A 20,130-nucleotide genomic window follows, 5' to 3' on the forward strand; every position below is an offset into this window, starting at 1 on the left:
CTCGCTCTCCCGGTTGAGGCAGCCGGAGTAGACGACGGCCAGGCACTGACCGATGCCCCCTCCGGGGCACACGTATGCCGGGACGAACTCCGGTGGTCCCCTCGCTGGATCCGATGGTAGCTCGCCGGTCCCGGAGGCGGCGGGAGCGCGTGCGGCGGAGGCATGGTGCGGTGGAGACCGTTGGTGAAAGTTTCACGCGTCGCGGGGCGCTGATCAGTGCATATGCGTATTTCTCCGGGTTAAGGCGTATCTCGGGACACGCCGGCCACTTGGCATGGGCTGCCGTGGCGTATTCCATAGGTGCTCGTGACGGAGATCCAGCAGGCCGGGGCCGCCCGCGAGCGGGGCGCGGACGAGGCATCGGAGAAGATGGCGCCCGTGGACACCTCTGGCGGGACGGCGACCGGTGAGCAGACGGGGCCGCACTCGCGCCGGAGACGCTGGGCGATGTGGTGGCTCAGCCACTCGCCCGACCGCACGGCCCTGCTCATCTGGTTCTTCTGGCAGGTCGCCTCGTACGTCTACCTGATCCTCGCGGCGCCTGGCCGTACGGAGGACGCGATCCTCGACCGGTTCAACCGGTATGACTCCTACAACTTCATGGACATCGCGCGGTACGGCTACGACGGCCGGCCGGACGACCCGGACGCGCCGCGGCTCGTCGCGTTCTTCCCGGGCCTGCCGCTGCTGCTGCGCTCCCTGCACCTGTTCATCCCGGACATGAGGCTCGCCCTCGTCCTGATCTCCTTCGTCGCGAGCGCCGTCGTGGCGGTGGCGCTGTCGCGGCTGAGCGAGTCGTATCGGGAGGGCAGCGGCCCCTGGGCCGTGCTGGCGTTCTTCCTCAGCCCGTTCGCGGTGTTCCTGCTCGCCGGCTACACGGAGGGCCTGTTCCTCGCGCTGGCCATCCCGGCGTGGTTGCTGGCCCGCCGGGGCCGGTGGGAGTCCGCGGCCGTGTGCGCCGCCTTCGCGTCGTCCATCCGCATCTCCGGGCTCTTCCTCGCCCTCGGCCTGGTCGTGCAGTTCCTCGTCTCGCGCGACGGGCTGCGTGCGCCGAAGGGATGGCGGAACGCGCCGTGGCTGGTGCTGCCGGGCGTGCCGGTGCTGGCCTACATGATCTACCTCTGGCACCGCACCGGCGACCTGATGGCCTGGAAGGCGGCGGAGGCGCAGTATTGGGGCCGCTATCCCGCGGCGCCCTGGAACGTGTTCATCGACACCTGGCACAGGTCGCTCAACGAGCCCGTCCTGGCGACGTCGTACCGCGAGGAGATCCTGTCGGCGATCGTGCTGGTCCTGCTGATCGTCGCGCGGCTGGTCCGGCGCAACTGGGCCGACGTCGCCTATCTGGCGCCGCAGGCGGTGGCGCTGCTGGCGATGTCGTCGTTCTACATGTCGGTGGGCCGGGCGTCGCTGCTGTGGTGGCCGCTCTACATCTCAGTCGGCGTCGTCGGCAGCCGAAGGCCCTGGGTCATGATGGCTTACCTCTCGGTCGCCGCACCGGTGTGGGCAATCAATGTCGGAAATTTCACCACAGGCGCCTGGATTGGTTGATCACCTCTGACTAGCTTCGCCACGTATGGGGGCACTTGTCGCAGGAGTGGCGATTGTGGCGCTTGTGGTGGCCAGTCTGCCACCGGTCGCCGACACCTACCGGGTGAACGTCCTCACCTACAACGTCTGCGCGGCGGGCAACAGCGCCGGCACCTGCGTACATGACCTCACGCCCCAGCGCCGCAGGACCTGGGCCGGGCAGGTCTCCGCGCTGATCCGGTCCAGGGACGTGGACGTCGCCTCGTTCACCGAGATGTGCTACGCCCAGGTGGGCCTGCTCCGGCGTGAGCTGCCCGGCTATCGCCTGGTCTGGTATGGCTACGCCAAGGGCGGCGGGCCGGGCCGCGAGGACCGGTGCCGCGCCCTGTGGAGCGACCTGACCCCGGACACGGCCCCGCCGGACGGCAAGACCTTCGGCATGGCGCTGGCGTTGAAGAACGGCGCCGAGGGCCCGCCGCTGCGGCGGCTGCTGCGCGCCGACCACGCCCCGGCCGTGCCCGGCGGGACGATCCACCCGCGCGGCCTGCTCTGCGCCACGGGCCGGGTCGGCCCGCGCCGCTCGGTCTGCTGCGTGACCCACATCTCCGACACCGAGACCCCGCGGCAGGTCACCGGACTGGTGTCGGCGTACGCCCGGGACGCCCCGGTGATCCTCACCGGGGACTTCAACCGCGAGCCCGGCCACGACCAGCTCACCGACGTGTACGGCATGGGCCTGGGCGACGGCGGATACACCGAGGTCGACGCCGAATCGTGCGGGGTCGCGCGCCGGGGCGGCGAGCCCACCACGCGCGGCGGCCGGAAGATCGACTACATCTTCGCGACCGAGGCCGACTACCGTCCCGGCGGAGCCGAGGTCATCAGGACCGACCCGGAGCTGTCGGACCACCTGGCGCTGGCCGGCACGCTCATCGGGACCGAACCGAGGCCGCGGCGTGACGGCGGGCCTTGGCGAGGTAGTTGTCCGGCGTACGCGCGAAGGAGGCGCGGTCGTCGTCGGTGAGTTCACGGACGACCTTCCCCGGCACGCCCGCGACCAGCACGCCCGCCGGGATGCGGCGGCCGGGCGGCACGACGGCCCCGGCCGCGATCAGGGACCCGGCCCCGACGACCGCCCCGCCGAGCACCACCGCCCCGATGCCCACGAGGGCGCCGGTCTCGACGTGCGCGCCGTGCACCATCGCCCGGTGGCCGAGGCTCACCCGGTCTTCCAGGATCGCCGGCTCGCCGGGGTCGGCGTGCAGGCAGCACAGGTCCTGGATGTTGACCTCGTCGCCGACCTCGATGCGCTCGTCGTCACCGCGGAGCACAGAGCCGTACCAGACGTTCGCGCCACGTCCGAGCCGCACCCTCCCGACGACCACCGCCCCCGGAGCCACCCATGCCTCGGGATTGATGATCGGCGTGGCGTCGTCGTCCAGGTCGGCGATGTACGGCATAGGGCCATGATCCCATGAGCTCCGTGCCGGGCTCGGTGCGGCCTCCGGTTTCGCCGGCCGCCTGGGGCGTTCAGGTTGCGATGTGCGACGGATAGCAGGAAAGTCGTGTCCTGGCTGCGTTACCGTCGTTATCTCCAACCCCAGGGTTTCTCATGACGAATCAGACCGACAACTTCCCCGACCTGATGAGTGACGACTCCTTCGAAGTCGTGATGCGTGGGTACAGCCGCAGGCAGGTCCACGACTACATGGTCCGGACCCGCAACCAGATCCGGGACCTGGAGGAACGGCTCGCACGCACGATCGACCAGGCGGAGCAGAGCCGCCTGGAGCTGGCCGAGGCGCGGCGGCGGATGGCGGAGTCGCCGCAGAACCCCGACGAGCTGGGGGAGCGGCTGAGCCAGATACTCAAGCTGGCGCAGGAGGAGGCGGCGGCCAACAAGGAGGCGTCCGAGGCGGAGGCCAGGATGCTGCGCGAGACCTCGGCGGCCGAGGCCGAACGGCTGGTGACGTCGGCGCGTGAGCAGGCCGACGCGATCAGGGCCGCCGCCCAGGAGGAGGCCGAGCGCCGCGTCGCCGACGCCACCGCCACGGCGGAGCGGCTGCTGGCGCAGGCGGGCGCGGACGCGGAGGAGACGCTGGGCACGGCCCGCGCCGAGGCGGAGGAGACCCTGCGCTCCGCCCGCGCCGAGGGGGAGCGGCAGCTCACCGTCGCCCGGATGGAGGCGGAGCGGCTGCTCACCGAGGCGCGCGGGCAGGCCGAGGCCATGCTCGCGGCGGCGCAGCAGCGGGTGAACGCGCTGGACGAGCACACCGGCCGCCGGGTGGCCTACCTCACCGACACCCACGCGGAGGTCGTGCGCCGGCTCAACGAGATCGGCTCGGTGCTCGGCGACCTGATGCACCGCGAGGCCGCGGCCGGCCCGCTGATCGACGAGGCCGCCGTGCTGCCGCCCGCGCCGCAGGTGCACGCCATCGCCGCGGGCGTGCCGGATCCGCAGCACGATCAGCAGCACGAGCCGGTCGAGGACCCGGTGCAGGCCCTGGAGGCCGCGCCGTCCGGGCACGAGGCACATGACGTCGCCGTCCAGGGGCGGATCGACGGCGACGAGGACGACGCGGTCCTCATCGTGGACGACGGACGCCACGAGAACGGCCACGACGTGACGCCGTCGCCCGAGGACACCGACGTCAACCTCGGCCGCGTGCGGCGTGCCCTGCCGGACGGGGAGTCGGTGGCCAACAACTGAGCCCGGCCGTGCCGATGACCCTGTGATGCCTCACGCACGGCGGGCCGCGCCGGAGTGCCCGGGCTGATGCGAGGCTTCGAGATCGCACTGCTTGGCCCTCAGACTGGCCCGCCTTCGGACGGAGCACGTGAGGACTGGTAGCGGAAGCCCCCGCCCCCGATCGGGTCGGGGGCTTCCGCGCTCATGGATCGGCGGAGCGGGCCTCCTGCTCGCGCAACAGCTCACGCAGTCCGTCGGGCTCGTCGGCGTCGATGGTCATCGCGCATCCCGCCGTCCGCTGCGCCGAGGTGAGCGGGTGGTGCCGAGTCGCCCACCACCGGCCCGCGTCACTCCGCCAGATCGTCCACTCCGGGAACTCCCGGGCGATCTCGGCGAGGCGTCGGTCCAAGGACATCCGTACACCTTCCCTCGCCGTATGCCCGGTGTTCTTGACGTCTCCTCCTCAAGGTGCGGGACATCTCTAGAGAAATCAATGATCGGGATAGTCAGGTCAACCTTGCCTCTTGACCTAGGCGTCGAAGTCGTACTGGAGTACATACGACGCCGCGTCCAGGATCATCTCGTTGACCTCGACCGGCACGCCCCCTTCCGCGAAGGCCACCCGGGTGACGGAGATCACCGGCGTGCCGGCCGGAAGGTTCAGCGACTCGGCCTCCCCGGGCAGCGGCATCCGCGCCCGCACCTCCTCGCTGAAGTGGACGGGAGGCCGGCCGAGTTCGCCCAGCCGGGCGTACACGCCGCCGGGACCCGTGTCGGGCAGGACGACCGCCGTACCCTCCACGAGATCGGCGGGAAAGTGGGAGGCCGCGAGCTGAACCGGACGGCCGTCCACCGAGTAGCGGCGCCGGCGCACCCACACCTCGCCGGTGCCCAGCACGCGGGCGATCTGCTCGCTCGCCGGCTCGCGCAGGATGGTCACCTCGTCCACGACGTACGACCGCCCCCGGGTGTCGGAGTCCCAGATGGCCAGGCCCTGGGCCCACTGCTCCCGGGAGAGCCGGCGGGATCCGTGGCGGCGGATGGGGCGAAACAGGCGCACGTACACGCCCGATCCCCGCTTCGGCACGGCCAGCCCTTCGTTGATCAGCACGGCGAGCGCCTGCCGTGCCGTGGCCCGTGCGACGCCGTGCTCTTTCATGAGCGCGTTTTCGCCCGGTAGCCGGTCCCCATCACCGAGCGCTCCGGACAGGATCTGTTCGCGCAGCCGGTCGGCGATGCGGCGATAGATCGGGGACTCGTGATGCACCGGGCTTTCCGTCACGTTTGATCACCCTCTGTCACCAACGGGGGTTTGGCGTCTCCAGAGAACTTGCCCCGTCTTGTCCACGATCGCACAGAGTCTTGGGTGCGTCTTGTGCTTACTTTGAGCTGATCGTGCCGGTGTGGCGATCTCTGGGGGTTATAGCCGTCCGCTACCGTGGAACGGTCCCCTCCGGTATTGCCGGCACCGGGAACGCTCCGTCATCGCCATCACGACAAGATCGGATATTTCGGTACATAATGCGGTGACGAAGGAGTTGCCGATGGTTCTCAGCCGTGCCGAATGCCAGGACCTCGACGTCAAGGACCCGCTCGGGGGGTTCCGGGACGAGTTCTCGCTGCCTCCGGGGGTCGTCTACCTGCTGGGCAACTCGCTCGGCGCGCTGCCCAGGCGTACGCCGGAACGGGTGGCCCACACGGTCGAGACCGAGTGGGGGGTGCATCTCGGGGCGAGCTGGAACACGGCCGGCTGGTGGGACATGCCGCAGAGCACCGGCGACCGCATCGCGCCGCTGATCGGCGCGCGCCCCGGCGACGTGCTGGCCGGCGACTCCACCTCGGTGAACATCTTCAAGGTGGTCACGGCCGCCCTTCCGCTGCGTCCCGGCCGCCGTGTGATCGTCTCCGACCTCGACAACTTCCCCACCGACCGGTACGTGGTGGAGGGCGCCGCCCGGGCGCTCGGCGCGTACGAGATCCGGGACATCGGCGAGGCCGGCCGTTCGCTGGAGGACGCCCTCGGCGAGGACGTCGCGCTCGTGCTGCTGTCGCACGTGGACTACCGGACCGGTGCGGCCAGGGACATAGCGGCGGTGACGGAGCTGGTCCGGGCGGCCGGCGCGCTCATGGTCTGGGACCTGTGCCACAGCGCCGGGGCGCTGCCCGTGCGGGTGGGCGAGGCGGACTTCGCCGTCGGCTGCACCTACAAGTACCTGAACGGCGGGCCCGGCGCCCCCGCCTACCTGTACGTCGCGCCGCGCCACCAGGACGCCGTCCACAACGTGCTGTCGGGCTGGCACGGCCACGCCGCGCCCTTCGACTTCGAACCTCACTACCGCCCCGCGCCCGGTGTGCGCCGTTTCGCCACGGGCAGCCCGCCGATCCTGTCGTACGCCGCGCTGAACGCGTCCCTCGACATCTGGGAGCGGGTGGATCTGAACGAGGTCAGAGCCAAGAGCCTGGCCCTGACCTCGCTGTTCATCGATCTGCTCGACGATCTCGTCGATCCGGGGCTCGGGCTGACCCTGGCCACCCCGCGCGACCCGGAGCGGCGGGGAAGCCAGGTCAGCTACCTTCACCCGCAGGGTTACCCCGTGGTGCGCGCGCTCGCGGACCGGGGGGTGGTGGGTGACTACCGCGAACCGGACTTCGTCCGTTTCGGCTTCGCCCCGCTGTACCTGCGCTACGTCGACGTGTACGACGCGGCGACGGCGCTGGCCGAGGTGCTCGGCGAGGAGCTGTGGCGGGACGAGCGCTACGCGCGACGGCTCACCGTCACCTGACCTGCGTCAACGGCCGCGGCGGGCCAGCCCGGCGACGATGTCCCCGGCCAGTGCCACGCAGCGGTCGCAGATGCGCCCGCCCTCGCCGTGGACCATGTGGACGCGCGGGCCTGGCGGCCTGCGGCAGAAGGAGCAGGCGGCGTCGCGCTTCATGCGGCGGTTGACCAGGTGCCGGTGGGCGAAGGCGGGCGTGAAGCGCCTGCGCGTGCCCCGCCTGATGTACCCGAACCGCTCACCGATGGCGGTCCAGGACGCGCCGGCCTCACGGGCCCGGCACACCGCGAGGTCGAGCAGGACGTCCACCTCGCCGCCCGGTTCGCCGGGCAGTTCGCGGCACAGAGCGATCGCGGCGGACAGGATTTCCAGGGGGTCTTCGGGGTCGGATGCGCGCGAGCGGGCTCGCTCGAGTAACTCAGATGCCTCCATGGCGGACACCATAGGCCGCCGTACAAAGACGATCAAGCGCGCCCGGGGCGCGACCGGGGGCTCACGCTGCGTAGGCTGGGCCGGTGAGAATGCCCGAGGGGCGGGCGCGGGAGCTGTTCGCGGCGGCCCGGGTGGCCCGCCTCGCGACGGCAGGAGCCGAGGGCGCGCCGCGGCTCGTCCCGGTCACGTTCGCCGTGCTGCGGGACGGTGAGAAGGACACCGTGGTGACGGCGGTGGACCACAAGCCGAAGGCCACCACCGACCTCCGGCGATTGCGCGACATCCGCGACAATCCCCGCGTCTGCCTGCTGGCCGACCACTACGAGGACGACTGGGAACGGCTGTGGTGGGTGCGCGCCGACGGGCACGCCCACGTCGTGGAGGGCGGCGCCGAGCGTGAGCGGGCCGTGGCGTGGCTGGTGCGCAAGTACGCCCAGTATCGCGAGCGTCCCCCGGCCGGGCCCGCGATCCTCGTCCGGGTCGAGCGCTGGTCGGGCTGGTCGTACGGCGAGGTGTAGCGGGAAAGGCCGAGGTGTAGCCAGGAAAGGCGTGGTCAGGCGGCCGGGAAGGGGTCGTCTCCCCGGGCGATGGTGTCGAGCATGCGGGCCGTGAACGCCTGGGCGGCGCGGTGGATGCCGGGACCGAAGCTGACCCTGGCGACGCCGAGGGCCGCGAGGTCGCGGATGGCCGGCACGCCGGGCCGGAACAGCACGTTGATCGGGCCGCCGATCTCCCGGGCGAGCGCGCCGATCACCTCGGGGTCGCTCGCGAGGATCGGGTAGACGCAGTCGGCGCCGGCCTTGAGATAACGGCCGCCCCGGTCGAGCGCCTCCGCGAGCCTCTCGCCGGGGGTCCCCGAGCCGTGGATGAAGGTGTCCACGCGGGCGTTGATCACGAGGCCGGTCCCGGCCTCGGCCGCCGCCGCCCGTACGGCGGCCAGGAAGTCCGCCTGCTCACCGGGGTCGATCAGCGCTCCGGTCGCCGGGTCGGAGTCCTCCAGGTTGCAGCCCGCGGCGCCCGCGGCGGCGAGCCGTTCGACGAGTTCGGCGGGCTCCAGGCCGTAGCCGCGCTCGACGTCGGCGGTGACGGGGACGGCCACGGTCCGGGCGATGCGGGCCACGGCCGCGAACATCTCGTCCACCGGCGTGTCCTGCCCGTCCTCGTAGCCCAGGACGGCGGCGACGGCGGCGCTTCCGGTGGCGACCGCGGGGAATCCCGCCGCTTCGACGGCGCGCGCCGACGCGGCGTCCCAGGCGTTGGGCAGCACGACGGGGTCGCCGGGCACGTGGAGCGCCCGCAGGGCCGCCGCCTTCTCGTGGATCGCCGGCTTCTCGTGGAACTCAGTCACGAGGACACCCTAGAGAGCCCGGCAGGCAAGAACGCCAGCCATTGACCGGAAATGAGGGGAAACCGGTCCTGATTTGAGGGGTCGACTCTGGTGTCGCGGCGCTCCTGCCATTGGATACGCTCGCGAAACCGGCCCCCCGATCCCCCGACCCCACCTCGTCAGGAGAGTTTCATGAGCGACATCGACAGCGCCGCCGACCAGGCCGGGGCGGACAGCCGTCCCCGAGTGGACTTCTACTTCGACCCCGTCTGCCCCTTCGCGTGGGTCACCTCGCGGTGGATCCTGGAGGTCGAGAAGCAGCGCGACATCGACCTGCGGTTCCGGGTGATGAGCCTTTCCGTGCTGAACGAGAACAAGAAGGACCTGTCCGACTTCTATCGTGAGGCGGTGCCCAGGTGGCGCGGCCCGGTCCGGGTGTGCATCGCCGCCGCGCAGCACCACGGCGAGGGCGTGCTGCGCGACCTGTACACCGCGATGGGCACCCGCATCCACAACCAGGACAACAAGGACTACGGGGTCGTGGCCAAGGAGGCGCTCGCCGAGGTCGGGTTGCCGGTCGAACTGGCCGACGCCGCCGGCACCGACGAGTACGACGAGGCCCTGCGCCGGATGCACCACGAGGGCATGGACCCGGTCGGCGACGAGGTGGGCACCCCCACGATCCACATCGACGGCGTGGCGTTCTTCGGCCCGGTGATGACCCGCATCCCGCGGGGCGAGGAGGCCGCTCGCATCTTCGACGGCGCCGTCGCCATGGCGAAGTTCCCCTACTTCTACGAGATGAAGCGCAGCCGCAACACCGACCCCGAATTCGACTGACACACTCGCGGCCGGGCGGCGCCTCTCACCTCGGCGGCTCCTCGGGGGGCCGCCGGGGCGCCGCCTTGCCCGTGCTCCTGAACAGCGAACGCATGGTCACCAGCGCGGGGGACCTGTCGTCGGACCGCCTGGCCAGGCTGATCGTCCGGTGCAGGCCCGGCGGGGCGAGCCGCCGTACGCCGAGGGGGTTTTCCGCCAGCTCGGCCACGGTCCTCGGCACGAGGGCGAGGCCCATGCCCCCGCTGGCCAGGGCGCACGACATGCCGTAGTTGCCCGTCTCGTACGCCACGACGGGCGGCGTCAGCCCCTCGCGGCGGAAAAGCGCCTCGAGCGCCTCCCGGTTGGCCAGCCCGCGCGAGCCGCTGATCAGCGGCCGGCCGGCGAGCTCCGGCCACGGCAGCGGCTCGGCCGAATCGGTGAGCGCGTGCCCGGGGGCGGCCACCAGCACCAGCTCCTCCACCAGCAGCGCCTCGACGGTGACCCCCGAGGGCGACGCGGGGGCGGGCTGATGTTCGTAGGTGTGCGTGAGCACGAGATCCGCTTCGCCCGCCGCCAGCGCGGGCAGCCCGGACGGCGGTTCGTACTCCCTCACATTCACCTCCACGGCGGGGTGAGCCCGCCGGAACGCCGCGAGGACCGGCGGCAACAGGTGGATGCCGGCGGTCGTGAACGTGCCGATCGTGATGTGGCCGCCGGACAGGCCGGCGAGCGCGGCCAGGCCGTGCCGGGCCCGTTCCAGCTCGTCGAGCACCCGCCGGGCGTGCTCCACCAGCAGCTCGCCCGCCGCCGTGAGCGTGGCGCCGCGGCGGTGGCGGATCACGAGTACGGCTCCCGCCTCCCGCTCCAGCTTGGCGATCTGCTGCGACAGCGCGGGCGGCGTGTAACCGAGACGGGCGGCGGCCCGGGTGATCGAACCGGCCTCGGCGACCGCCACCAGCGCCGCGAGGCGCGTCACATCGTGCATGAAGCAATGCTTAACACCGCCTCGCCAAATGTGACATACCTCACGAAGGCTCCGCTCCCGCATCCTCGACTCACGACCCGAGGGGAACTGGAGGAGCGGATGACCACAACACGACCGACCCGGCCGTTCGAGGTGTGCGTGATCGGAGCGGGGCCGCGCGGGATGTCGGTGATCGAGCGGCTGTGCGCCAACGCGCGGCGGCTGCCGCCGCGGGCGCGCGTCCTGCTGCACGTCGTGGATCCGTACCCGCCGGGAGCCGGGCAGGTGTGGCGCACCGACCAGCCGGGCCAGTTGCTCATGAACACCGTCGCCTCGCAGGTCACGCTCTTCACCGATCCCAGCGTCGACATCCGGGGGCCGCTGGAGACGGGCCCCAGCCTGTACGAGTGGGCCCGGCACCTGGTGCTCTTCGCGGACAGCGGGCTCTCGCCCGAGGGCGTCGCCGAGGACGTGCTCGCTGAGGCGCGGCGGCTCGGGCCCGACACCTATCCCACCCGCGCCTTCTACGGCCGCTACCTGCGCTGGGTGTTCGAGCGGGTGGTCGCGCGGGCGCCCCGGCAGGTGGAGGTGCGGGTGCACGCCACGCGGGCGACCGCGCTCGACGACGTGCCCGGCACCGGCGCGCAGCGGGTGGTGCTCGAGGACGGCACCGTGCTCGGCTCGCTCGACGCGGTGGTCCTGGCCCAGGGGCACCTGCCGGTCGAGCCGTCGGCCGCCGAGCGGGAGGCGGCCGCGTACGCCGCCGCCCACGGCCTTGTCCACGTGCCGCCCGCCAACCCCGCCGACGCCGACCTGAGCACCGATATGAGCAGGGTGCGGCCGGGGGAGGCGGTGGTGCTCCGCGGGCTCGGGCTCAACTTCTTCGACCATATGGCCCTGCTGACGCTCGGGCGCGGCGGCCGGTTCGAGCGCGGTGAGGCGGGCCGGCTCGTCTACCGGCCCTCCGGCCGCGAGCCCCGCCTGTACGCCGGATCGCGCCGGGGCATCCCGTACCAGTCCAGGGGGGAGAACCAGAAGGGTGTCGAGGGCAGGCACGAGCCGCTGGTGCTCACGCCGAGCAGGATCGAGTCGCTGGCCGCGCGCTCGGCCGCCCGAGGCGGGCTCGACTTCCGCGCCGACCTGTGGCCGCTGATCGCCAAGGAGGTGGAGACCGTCTACTACGCCACCCTCCTGGCGCGGCGGGATTGCGAATGCATGGCCGGCCGCTTCCGCACCGCCTACCTCCCCCACGCCTGGGGTGACGCCGGGGAGGCCATGGTGCTGGACGCCTTCGGCATCGGCCCGGCGCTGCGGTGGGACTGGGAGCGTGTGGCCGAGCCGTACCGGGGGATCGGTTTCAGCGGACCGGACGACTTCCACGAGTGGCTGACCGCCTATCTGCGCACCGACCTGGCGCAGGCCCGCGAGGGCAACGTCAGCGGGCCGCTGAAGGCCGCCCTCGACGTGCTGCGCGACCTGCGCAACGAGGTCAGGCAGGTGGTCGACCACGGCGGGCTCACCGGGCGGTCGCACCGCGACGACCTCGACCGGTGGTACACGCCGCTCAACGCCTTCCTGTCCATCGGGCCGCCGGCCGAGCGGGTCGAGCAGATGATCGCGCTCATCGAGGCGGGCGTGCTCACCGTCGTCGGCCCCGACATGCGGGTGCACGCCCGTGACGGCGCATTCGAGGCCGAGTCGGCCGCCGTGCCGGGCTCCGCCGTGCGGGCCAGGGTGCTCGTCGAGGCGCGCCTGCCCGAGATCGACCTGCGCCGCACGGCCGACCCCTTGCTGCGCCACCTGCTCGGCACCGGCCAGTGCCGGGCGTACGTGATCGGCGGGCGGCGCGGCGAGGACGGCCACGAGACGGGCGGTCTCGCGGTCACCCGTCGGCCCTACCGGCTCCTGGACGCCGACGGCCGGGCCCACCCGCGCCGCTTCGCGTACGGCGTGCCCACGGAGTCGGTCCACTGGGTGACGGCCGCGGGCGTGCGGCCGGGGGTGAACTCCGTGATCCTGGGCGACTCCGACGCCATCGCCCGCAGCGTCCTCGCGCTGACGCCCGCGCGGGCCCTTCCGAGCCGCCGCCGTGCCGCCCGCGTGTCCGCCGGACCGCGTACGGCTCTCGCCGCCTCTGGTTTCGGAGGCTCGTGCGACGCGTCGCGGGCGGGCGTCCGATGAGCTCGGGTGCCGACCAGGGCAGTGACCTGGATCTGGGCCTGCTGTCTCCGGTCCGGGTGGGCTCGGCGGCGGAGCGGGCGACCGGCGACGGCGCGTGGCTGCGCGCGATGCTCGACGCGGAGGCCGCCCTGGTCCGCGCGCAGGCCCGGCTGGGGGTGGTCCCGACGGCGGCCGCGGAGACGATCGGCAAGGTGGCGCAGGCGGGCGGCCTCGACCTGGCGGCCCTGGCCCTGCGCGCCCGTGAGGCGGCCAACCCCGTCGTGGCGCTGGTCGAGGACCTGACGGCCGCCGTGGCGGTGGTGGACCCGGCCGCGGCCGAATACGTGCACCGCGGCTCCACGAGCCAGGACATCATGGACACGGCCGCCATGCTGGTGGCCGCCCGGACCCTCGACCTGGTCACCGCCGACCTGGACCGGGCCGCGACCGCGCTCGCGGAGCTCGCCGCGCGGCACCGCGACACGCTGATGCCGGGCCGCACGCTGACCCAGCAGGCGGTGCCCACCACGTTCGGCCTGAAGGCCGCCGGGTGGCTGCACGCCGTACAGGCCGCCGTGGTGCGGCTGCGCCGGGTGCGCGCGGAACTGCCGGCCGAGCTCGGCGGTGCGGCCGGCACGCTGGCCGGCTACGTGGAGTACGCGCGGATCGCCGGGGTGCCCGACCCCGAGGCGTACCCGGAGCGGCTGATCGCCGCGTTCGCCGCCGAGGTGGGGCTGGCCGAGCCGGTGGTCCCCTGGCACGTCCTGCGGATCCCGATCGCCGACCTCGCCGGGGCGCTGGCCCTCACGTCGGGGATGCTCGGGAAGATCGCCGTGGACGTGCAGTCGCTGTCACGCACCGAGGTGGCCGAGGTCGTGGAGCCGGCCGCCCCCGGCCGGGGCGTGTCGTCGGCGATGCCGCACAAGCGCAACCCGGTCCTCGCCACCCTCGTCCGGTCGGCGGCGATCCAGGTGCCCGCGCTCGCCGCGAGTCTCCACCAGTGCCTGCTCGCCGAGGACGAACGGCCCGCGGGCGCCTGGCACGCCGAGTGGCAGCCGCTGCGCGAGAGCCTGAGGCTGGTCGGCGGGGCCGCCGCCGTGACCGCCGAACTGGCCGAGGGTCTCGTGGCGTTTCCCGAGCGCATGCGGGCCAACCTCGCGCTCACCGGCAGCCTGACCGTCACGGAACGGGCGGCCGCCGTGCTCGCGCCGGTCCTGGGGAAGGGCACCGCCAAGCGGCTGCTCGGGGAGGCGTCCGCGGTCGCGGCCGCGTCCGGGCGCCCCGTCGCCGAGGTGCTGGAGGAACTCCTGCCCGTGCCCCGGGGGCTGGACCTGGCCGGGCTGTTCGACCCCGCCGAGTACACGGGGGCCGCCGGAGCACTCGTCGACCGCGTTCTACGCTGCTGTCCAGACGAGTGAGGAGGTCTCGCGTGACCGGTCACGTCCTTCCCTTCGGGCCGTCGAGCCCGATCATCCAGGCCCCCATGGCGGGCGGCGGATCCACCCCTGCTCTGGCGGCGGCGGTGTCCGGGGCGGGCGGCCTCGGGTTCCTCGCGGCGGGCTACCGTACGGCGCGGGACGTGCGCCGGGAGATCGCGGCGGTGCGTGAGCGTACGGACCGGCCGTTCGGGGTGAGCGTCTTCGTCCCCGACTTCGAGGTCGTCCGGGAGGAGCCGCGTGATGCCGCGGCGGTGGCCCGCTATCGCGACGAGCTCGCCCCCGAGGCCGAGCGGTACGGCGTGACGCTGCCGGAGGCCCCCGCGTGGGACGACGACGAGTGGGACGCCAAGATCGACCTGCTGGTGGACGAACGGGTGCCGGTGGCCGGTTTCACCTTCGGCTGCCCGCCGCCCGAGGTGACGGCCCGCCTCCACGACGCCGGTGCCGTGATCATGATCATGGTGAACACCCCGTGGGAGGCGGTAGCGGCGGCCGAGGCCGGCGCCGACGCCGTGGTCGTCCAGAGCTCCGGAGCGGGCGGGCACCAGGCGGCCTTCCTGCCCGCGCCTCCCTCCTGGGAGGCTCCCGACGACCTGCCGGAGCTGGTGGCCCTCGTACGGGAGGCGACCGACGTGCCGCTCGTGGCCGCCGGAGGGATCATGGACGGCGCGGACGTCGCCGCCGTCCTCGCCGCGGGCGCGGTCGCGGCGCAACTGGGCACCGCGTTCCTGCGCACCCCGGAGAGCGGGGCGCACCCCGTGCACAAGGCCGCCCTCGCCGATCCCCGGTTCACCCGCACCGCGTTCACCCGGGCCTTCTCCGGACGTACGGCGCGCGGCCTGGCCAACCGCTTCATGGCCGAGCACGAGGCGTCGGCGCCCGCGTGCTACCCGCAGGTGCACCACCTGACGAAGGGGCTGCGCCGGGCGGCCGCGGAGCACGGCGACCCCGAGGCGATGGCTCTGTGGTGCGGCCGGGGATACCGCCGCTGCCGCGACCTCCCCGCCGCCGCCCTCGTCGAGGCCCTCATGAAGGAACTCGCCACCGCCCGCGCCTGACCGCCACGCGCGCTGCCGGCGATCAGCGGGGCAGGACCTGCGCCCGCACGCCCGGCAGATCGTCGAAGGCCGCGGACGAGTCCATCGTGACCACGGTCCGTGCGGTGGCCGCCGCCGTCGCCGCGATCAGCAGGTCGTAGGCTCCGCGCGTCTTGCCCTCACGCCGCACATGTGCCATCAGACGCGCGTGGACCCTGGCGACGTCGGTTGTGTACTCCTCGACAGGGATCAGCGCGAGGACCTGGTCCACGAACGCCTGTCGCGCCGGACGTCGTGCCGCATCGGCCAGTTCCACGCCGACGAGTAACTCGGCGATGGTGATCGCGGCGACGGCCACGTCGTCGGCGTCTTCAATGACGGAGTCCACCTCGGCTTTGCCTCGCTCCGCCGCGATCAGGACGCCGGTGTCGAGAATCAGGCGTCGGGCCACGTGTTCCTCATCTCGTCGCGGAGGCTCTCTCGCGCTGCCGCGACGTCGGCCTCGAACTCCGCGTCGAGGGTTCCGGCGCTTCTGGCCAGGAACGCCTTCACCATGCGGCCCGGCGCGACGGGTGCGGGACCGATCACCGCGATCCGTTTGCCTCCGCGGGTCACGACTATCGTCTCCCCATGTTCGGCCTCGTCCAGCACGGCCGCGAAGTTGCGCGAGGCCTCGGTGGCGGTCATTACCTTCATGCGATCAGATTATCTGAGAACGTGCCCCGATGCTGTTTGGTTCAAGGTCGAAAGAAGGGCGGGCGATACGGCGGCTTAATGGGCGGGTAACCCGGAGATGCGACCGTGAAGAGGCCGACGGAGGGCGCAGGCGCTTGTTTTCGCCCCTGAACTAAGATGACCGTGTCGCGACGGGGAGGGTGGTCATGGCGAGGCCTCAGCGCAGGACGGTACGGGACATCCGCAGAGGCAACCGGGCCGTGTTGCTGCGCGCGCTGTACTTCTCCGGCCCGACCAGCCGCAACGACCTCACCGCGAGCACCGGCCTGAGCGCCGCCACGGTCAGCACGATGACCGCCGACCTGCTGGGCGAGAACATCGTCGTCGAGGCCGGCCAGGTGGAGTCCGACGGCGGCCGGCCCCGCGTGCTGCTGCGGGTCAACCCCGAGTACGGCTTCGCGGTGGGCGTCGACGTGGCCGAGACGCACGTCCGGGTGGGGTTGTTCGACCTGGAGATGACCGAGCGGGCCAAGGTGGACTACATGCTGCGGCCGGCCCGCCACGACCCCGAACTGGTCGCCCGGCACATCCTCGCGGGGGTCGAGGTCGTGTTGTCGGACGCGGGCGTGTCCCCCGAGCAGGTGCTCGGCATCGGCGTGGGGGTTCCCGGCATCGTCGAGCCGGGCGCCGACGGCGTCATCCACGCCAAGACCTTCGGCTGGGACGGCGTTCCGCTTGGAGCGCTCCTGCGGCGCGGGACCTCGCTCCCGCTGTACGTGGACAACGGCGCCAAGACGATGGGCCAGGCCGAGTTGTGGTTCGGCTCGGGCCGGGGCGCCTCGGAGGCGGTCATCGTGCTGCTCGGCGTGGGGGTGGGCGCGACGATCGTGGCCGACGGCACCACGTTCCGCGGGGTCAGCAGCAGCGCGGGCGAGTGGGGCCACACGAAGATCGTGGCGAACGGACGGCCCTGCCGCTGCGGCGGACGCGGCTGCCTGGAGGCGTACGTCGGGATCGAGGCCATCCTCGACCGGGCGGGCGTCACCTCGCGGGGCGACTGGGAGGAGGACCTTGCCGGCGTGCTGGCGTCGAAGTCCCCGGTGGTCGAGGAGACCGTCACCTACCTGGGCGTCGGCCTGGCCAACCTGGTCAACCTGATCAACCCCGAGAAGATCGTGATCGGCGGCTGGGTGGGGGTGCAGCTCGGCGAGAGCCTGCTGCCCGACATCCGCCGCGCCACCGCGGCCAACTCGCTGGCCGAGCCGTACGCCGCGACGTCGATCGTCCTGGGCCGCCTCGGTCCCGACGCGGTCGCGCTGGGGGCCGCCACGCTCGTCCTGGAGGAGTTCCTGAACGCGCCCCAGGTGGCCAGGATCACCGCCGCCGGCTGACGATGCGGCAAGCCGTGCGGAAAGACTCCGCACGTGACCGGTGGCGACGGACGGGTAGATATTTCTGAGCGTGAACTAAGCCTTGACATAAGGGGAGTGTCGGGCGCACGCTCATGCCGCTGGACCTCTCTCATCCCCCGAACCCTCGCCCGAGGGGCTCCGCACCAAGGAGACGTGCATGCCTCCCTCCTCCCCGCCTCACCCCGCGCCCGGACGACTGCGCAGGCGGCGCAGACGCTCCGGCCTGGTCGCCGCCGGGCTCGTCGCGCTGTCGACCTTCGCGGCCGTGACCGGCGTCGTCCCCGCCACCTACAGCGCCGCGGCGGCGGCCTGCGGCACGACCAACGTCGCGCAGGGCAGGCCGTCGTCGGCCTCCTCCAGCGAGAACGCCGGAACGCCGGCGTCGGCCGCGTTCGACGGCGACACCTCCACCCGCTGGTCGAGCGCGTTCAGCGACCCGCAGTGGATCCAGGTGGACCTGGGCAGCTCGCAGCAGATCTGCCGGGTCGTGCTCAACTGGGAGGCCGCCCGCGCCCAGACGTTCAAGATCCAGGTGTCGGCCGACGGTTCGGCCTGGTCGGACGCGACCGCCACGGTCGACGGCGCGAGCGGGACGCAGTCGCTCGACCTGACGGCCACCGGCCGCTACGTCCGAATGTACGGCCTCACCCGCGCCACGGCGTACGGCTACTCGCTCTGGGAGTTCGCCGTCAACGTCGCCTCGGGTGGCGGGACCACCTGCGGCACCGCGAACGTCGCGCAGGGCAAGCCGTCGTCGGCCTCCTCCACGGAGAACGCCGCGTCCCCGGCGTCCGCCGCCTTCGACGGCAACACCGGCACCCGGTGGTCGAGCGCGTTCAGCGACCCGCAGTGGATCCAGGTGGATCTCGGCAGCTCGCAGCAGATCTGCAAGGTGATCCTGAACTGGGAGGCCGCCTACGCCAAGACGTTCACGATCCAGGTCTCGCCGGACGGTTCGGCCTGGTCGGACGCGACCGCGACGGTGAACGGCGTGAGCGGGACGCAGTCGCTCGACGTGTCGGCGACCGGCCGGTACGTCCGGATGTACGGGCTCACCCGCGCCACGGCGTACGGCTACTCGCTCTGGGAGTTCGCCGTCAACACCACCGGCGGCGGTGACGACGGCGGCCCCAATCTCCCGGGCGGCGGCGACCTCGGGCCGAACGTGAAGGTCTTCGACCCGTCGATGCCGAGCGCGAGCATCCAGAGCACGCTCGACACCATCTTCAAGCAGCAGGAGTCGAACCAGTTCGGCAGCCAGCGCTACGCGCTGCTGTTCAAGCCGGGCACCTACAGCGGCCTCAACGCCCAGATCGGCTTCTACACCTCGATCGCCGGTCTCGGCCAGTCGCCCGACAACGTGACGATCAACGGTGACATCACCGTCGACGCCGGGTGGTTCAACGGCAACGCCACCCAGAACTTCTGGCGGTCGGCGGAGAACCTGGCGGTCGTCCCGGTCAACGGCACCGACCGGTGGGCCGTGGCCCAGGCCGCGCCGTTCCGGCGGATCCACGTGCGCGGCGGGCTGAACCTCGCCCCCAACGGGTACGGCTGGGCCAGCGGCGGCTACATCGCCGACAGCAAGGTCGACGGCACGGTCGGCCCGTACTCCCAGCAGCAGTGGTTCACCCGCGACAGCACCATCGGCGGCTGGACCAACGGCGTCTGGAACATGGTGTTCTCCGGCGTCGTCGGCGCTCCGGCCCAGAGCTTCCCGAACCCGCCGTACACGACGCTCGCGACCAGCCCCGTCACCCGGGAGAAGCCGTACCTGTACGTGGACGCGGGCGGCGCCTACCGCGTGTTCGTCCCGTCGCTGCGGACGAACTCCAGCGGCGTGAGCTGGGCGAACGGCGCGACCCCCGGCACGTCGATCCCGCTGACGCAGTTCTACGTCGCCAAGCCGTCCGACAGCGCCGCCACGCTCAACCAGGCGCTGAGCCAGGGCCTGAACCTGCTGTTCACGCCCGGCGTCTACCACCTCAACCAGACGCTGAACGTGACCCGGGCCGACACGGTGGTCCTCGGGCTCGGCTACGCCACGCTGATCCCGGACAACGGGGTCGTCGCGATGAACGTGGCCGACGTCGACGGCGTGAAGATCGGCGGCCTGCTCTTCGACGCCGGCACGGTCAACTCACCGGTGCTGCTGCGGGTCGGCCCCGACGGCGCCTCCGCGAGCCACGCCGCCAACCCCACCTCGATCCAGGACGTGTTCTTCCGGATCGGCGGCGCGGGACCCGGCTCGGCCACGACCAGCCTGGTGGTGAACAGCAACAACACGATCATCGACCACATCTGGGCGTGGCGGGCCGACCACGGCGCGGGCGTGGGCTGGAACAGCAACCCCGCCGACACCGGCCTGATCGTCAACGGCGACAACGTCACGGCGTACGGCCTGTTCGTCGAGCACTACAAGAAGTACGAGGTGATCTGGAACGGCCAGGGCGGCAAGACGATCTTCTTCCAGAACGAGCTGCCCTACGACCCGCCCAACCAGGCGTCCTGGATGAACGGCTCGACCCGGGGCTACGCCGCCTACAAGGTGGCCGACAGCGTGACCAGCCACGAGGCCTGGGGCATGGGCAGCTACTGCAACTTCAGCACCGACCCCTCGATCGTGGCCGAGCGCGGCTTCGAGGCCCCCAACAGGTCGGGCGTGAAGTTCCACGACCTGCTCACGGTGTCGCTGGGCGGCGTGGGCACGATCGCCCACGTCATCAACGACACGGGCGGCCCGGCCCAGGGCACGGCCACCGTCCCGGTCAACGTGGTCAGCTACCCCTGACGCTCCGCTACCCCTGACAGCCGGGCGCGGCGGGTGGCCCCTCGCCTCCCGCCGCGCCTCGCGCGGCCGAGGGGAGTG

19 protein-coding genes are annotated in these 20,130 nt (G+C 72.3%); 11 read left to right on the forward strand and 8 right to left on the reverse strand.

Translation table 11 applies throughout. The features are described 5' to 3' along the window. Positions 1 to 306 precede the first annotated feature (306 nt). Entirely contained in the window at positions 307 to 1,551 is a 1,245-nt protein-coding gene (locus tag IL992_RS16015; protein ID WP_193204155.1) for a mannosyltransferase family protein, read from the forward strand. A gap of 55 nt (positions 1,552 to 1,606) precedes the next feature. After that, positions 1,607 to 2,554 carry an endonuclease/exonuclease/phosphatase family protein gene (locus IL992_RS16020; protein ID WP_193204156.1) on the forward strand — a complete coding sequence of 316 codons (948 nt, stop codon included), beginning with the start codon at positions 1,607 to 1,609 and terminating at the stop codon, positions 2,552 to 2,554. On the opposite strand, the gene IL992_RS16025 is transcribed toward IL992_RS16020, so the two are convergent. Next, positions 2,460 to 2,990 (reverse strand): gamma carbonic anhydrase family protein, encoded by a 531-nt coding sequence (locus tag IL992_RS16025; protein WP_193204157.1) that lies wholly within the window; start codon positions 2,988 to 2,990, stop codon positions 2,460 to 2,462. The genes IL992_RS16020 and IL992_RS16025 overlap by 95 nt on opposite strands. A gap of 152 nt (positions 2,991 to 3,142) precedes the next feature. Here IL992_RS16025 and IL992_RS16030 point away from each other — a divergent pair, with 152 nt between their 5' ends. Then, complete coding sequence (locus IL992_RS16030; protein WP_193204158.1) at positions 3,143 to 4,240, forward strand: hypothetical protein; 1,098 nt, start codon at positions 3,143 to 3,145, stop codon at positions 4,238 to 4,240. Between the two features lie 181 nt (positions 4,241 to 4,421). On the opposite strand, the gene IL992_RS16035 is transcribed toward IL992_RS16030, so the two are convergent. Together IL992_RS16035 and IL992_RS16040 are read right to left on the reverse strand one after the other, a co-directional pair. Continuing rightward, positions 4,422 to 4,634 (reverse strand): hypothetical protein, encoded by a 213-nt coding sequence (locus tag IL992_RS16035; protein ID WP_193204159.1) that lies wholly within the window; start codon positions 4,632 to 4,634, stop codon positions 4,422 to 4,424. A 114-nt stretch (positions 4,635 to 4,748) separates the two neighbouring features. Next, positions 4,749 to 5,501, reverse strand: coding sequence for a GntR family transcriptional regulator (locus IL992_RS16040; protein WP_193204160.1), 753 nt, complete (start codon positions 5,499 to 5,501; stop codon positions 4,749 to 4,751). A gap of 262 nt (positions 5,502 to 5,763) precedes the next feature. Between IL992_RS16040 and kynU the strand changes: the two genes are divergently transcribed. Continuing rightward, positions 5,764 to 7,002 (forward strand): kynureninase, encoded by a 1,239-nt coding sequence (kynU, locus tag IL992_RS16045; protein ID WP_193204161.1) that lies wholly within the window; start codon positions 5,764 to 5,766, stop codon positions 7,000 to 7,002. Between the two features lie 6 nt (positions 7,003 to 7,008). Here kynU and IL992_RS16050 read toward each other — a convergent pair whose 3' ends face one another. Further along, positions 7,009 to 7,428: a ClpX C4-type zinc finger protein gene (locus tag IL992_RS16050; protein WP_193204162.1), complete on the reverse strand. Its 420-nt coding sequence runs from the start codon at positions 7,426 to 7,428 to the stop codon at positions 7,009 to 7,011. An 89-nt stretch (positions 7,429 to 7,517) separates the two neighbouring features. Here IL992_RS16050 and IL992_RS16055 point away from each other — a divergent pair, with 89 nt between their 5' ends. After that, positions 7,518 to 7,946, forward strand: a complete 429-nt coding sequence (locus tag IL992_RS16055; protein WP_193204428.1) for a TIGR03668 family PPOX class F420-dependent oxidoreductase — start codon at positions 7,518 to 7,520, stop codon at positions 7,944 to 7,946. Between the two features lie 35 nt (positions 7,947 to 7,981). Here IL992_RS16055 and IL992_RS16060 read toward each other — a convergent pair whose 3' ends face one another. Continuing rightward, positions 7,982 to 8,776, reverse strand: a complete 795-nt coding sequence (locus tag IL992_RS16060; protein WP_193204163.1) for an isocitrate lyase/PEP mutase family protein — start codon at positions 8,774 to 8,776, stop codon at positions 7,982 to 7,984. Positions 8,777 to 8,947: 171 nt separating this feature from the next. On the opposite strand from IL992_RS16060, the gene IL992_RS16065 reads away from it, so the two are divergent. After that, complete coding sequence (locus IL992_RS16065; RefSeq protein WP_193204164.1) at positions 8,948 to 9,595, forward strand: mycothiol-dependent nitroreductase Rv2466c family protein; 648 nt, start codon at positions 8,948 to 8,950, stop codon at positions 9,593 to 9,595. 25 nt (positions 9,596 to 9,620) lie between these two features. On the opposite strand, the gene IL992_RS16070 is transcribed toward IL992_RS16065, so the two are convergent. Continuing rightward, positions 9,621 to 10,559, reverse strand: a complete 939-nt coding sequence (locus tag IL992_RS16070; RefSeq protein ID WP_193204165.1) for a LysR family transcriptional regulator — start codon at positions 10,557 to 10,559, stop codon at positions 9,621 to 9,623. 99 nt (positions 10,560 to 10,658) lie between these two features. Here IL992_RS16070 and IL992_RS16075 point away from each other — a divergent pair, with 99 nt between their 5' ends. Genes IL992_RS16075 through IL992_RS16085 form a run of 3 tightly spaced genes read left to right on the forward strand, consistent with a single transcriptional unit; the run spans position 10,659 to position 15,195 of the window. Then, a complete protein-coding gene (locus IL992_RS16075) occupies positions 10,659 to 12,719 on the forward strand; it encodes an FAD/NAD(P)-binding protein (RefSeq protein ID WP_193204166.1) in 2,061 nt (686 codons plus the stop codon). Continuing rightward, complete coding sequence (gene pcaB / locus IL992_RS16080; protein ID WP_319018586.1) at positions 12,689 to 14,116, forward strand: 3-carboxy-cis,cis-muconate cycloisomerase; 1,428 nt, start codon at positions 12,689 to 12,691, stop codon at positions 14,114 to 14,116. The genes IL992_RS16075 and pcaB overlap by 31 nt, the downstream gene beginning before the upstream one ends. Positions 14,117 to 14,127: 11 nt before the next feature. Then, the gene (locus IL992_RS16085) at positions 14,128 to 15,195 is read left to right on the forward strand and encodes a nitronate monooxygenase (protein WP_319018587.1); all 1,068 of its coding nucleotides are present in this window, start codon (positions 14,128 to 14,130) and stop codon (positions 15,193 to 15,195) included. 22 nt (positions 15,196 to 15,217) lie between these two features. Here IL992_RS16085 and IL992_RS16090 read toward each other — a convergent pair whose 3' ends face one another. Both IL992_RS16090 and IL992_RS16095 read right to left on the reverse strand, forming a co-directional pair. Then, positions 15,218 to 15,625 (reverse strand): PIN domain-containing protein, encoded by a 408-nt coding sequence (locus IL992_RS16090; RefSeq protein ID WP_193204167.1) that lies wholly within the window; start codon positions 15,623 to 15,625, stop codon positions 15,218 to 15,220. Continuing rightward, the gene (locus IL992_RS16095; RefSeq protein WP_139577584.1) at positions 15,610 to 15,870 is read right to left on the reverse strand and encodes a type II toxin-antitoxin system Phd/YefM family antitoxin; all 261 of its coding nucleotides are present in this window, start codon (positions 15,868 to 15,870) and stop codon (positions 15,610 to 15,612) included. Before IL992_RS16095 ends, IL992_RS16090 begins: the two co-directional genes overlap by 16 nt. 185 nt (positions 15,871 to 16,055) lie before the next feature. Here IL992_RS16095 and IL992_RS16100 point away from each other — a divergent pair, with 185 nt between their 5' ends. Both IL992_RS16100 and IL992_RS16105 read left to right on the forward strand, forming a co-directional pair. After that, positions 16,056 to 17,240, forward strand: coding sequence for an ROK family protein (locus IL992_RS16100; protein ID WP_193204168.1), 1,185 nt, complete (start codon positions 16,056 to 16,058; stop codon positions 17,238 to 17,240). A gap of 178 nt (positions 17,241 to 17,418) precedes the next feature. Continuing rightward, complete coding sequence (locus IL992_RS16105) at positions 17,419 to 20,052, forward strand: discoidin domain-containing protein (protein WP_193204169.1); 2,634 nt, start codon at positions 17,419 to 17,421, stop codon at positions 20,050 to 20,052. Positions 20,053 to 20,130: the final 78 nt, after the last annotated feature.

Source organism: Microbispora sitophila, assembly GCF_014892245.1.
Taxonomy (GTDB): domain Bacteria; phylum Actinomycetota; class Actinomycetes; order Streptosporangiales; family Streptosporangiaceae; genus Microbispora; species Microbispora siamensis.

Bases quoted from the DNA above. Each gene is read 5' to 3' on its own strand.
- IL992_RS16025 (WP_193204157.1), bottom strand. From the start codon at position 2,990: ATGCCGTACATCGCCGACCTGGACGACGACGCCACGCCGATCATCAAT.
- IL992_RS16030 (WP_193204158.1), top strand. From the start codon at position 3,143: ATGACGAATCAGACCGACAACTTCCCCGACCTGATGAGTGACGACTCC.
- IL992_RS16035 (WP_193204159.1), bottom strand. From the start codon at position 4,634: ATGTCCTTGGACCGACGCCTCGCCGAGATCGCCCGGGAGTTCCCGGAG.
- kynU (WP_193204161.1), top strand. From the start codon at position 5,764: ATGGTTCTCAGCCGTGCCGAATGCCAGGACCTCGACGTCAAGGACCCG.
- IL992_RS16050 (WP_193204162.1), bottom strand. From the start codon at position 7,428: ATGGAGGCATCTGAGTTACTCGAGCGAGCCCGCTCGCGCGCATCCGAC.
- IL992_RS16055 (WP_193204428.1), top strand. From the start codon at position 7,518: ATGCCCGAGGGGCGGGCGCGGGAGCTGTTCGCGGCGGCCCGGGTGGCC.
- IL992_RS16065 (WP_193204164.1), top strand. From the start codon at position 8,948: ATGAGCGACATCGACAGCGCCGCCGACCAGGCCGGGGCGGACAGCCGT.
- IL992_RS16070 (WP_193204165.1), bottom strand. From the start codon at position 10,559: ATGCACGATGTGACGCGCCTCGCGGCGCTGGTGGCGGTCGCCGAGGCC.
- IL992_RS16075 (WP_193204166.1), top strand. From the start codon at position 10,659: ATGACCACAACACGACCGACCCGGCCGTTCGAGGTGTGCGTGATCGGA.
- IL992_RS16095 (WP_139577584.1), bottom strand. From the start codon at position 15,870: ATGAAGGTAATGACCGCCACCGAGGCCTCGCGCAACTTCGCGGCCGTG.
- IL992_RS16100 (WP_193204168.1), top strand. From the start codon at position 16,056: ATGGCGAGGCCTCAGCGCAGGACGGTACGGGACATCCGCAGAGGCAAC.
- IL992_RS16105 (WP_193204169.1), top strand. From the start codon at position 17,419: ATGCCTCCCTCCTCCCCGCCTCACCCCGCGCCCGGACGACTGCGCAGG.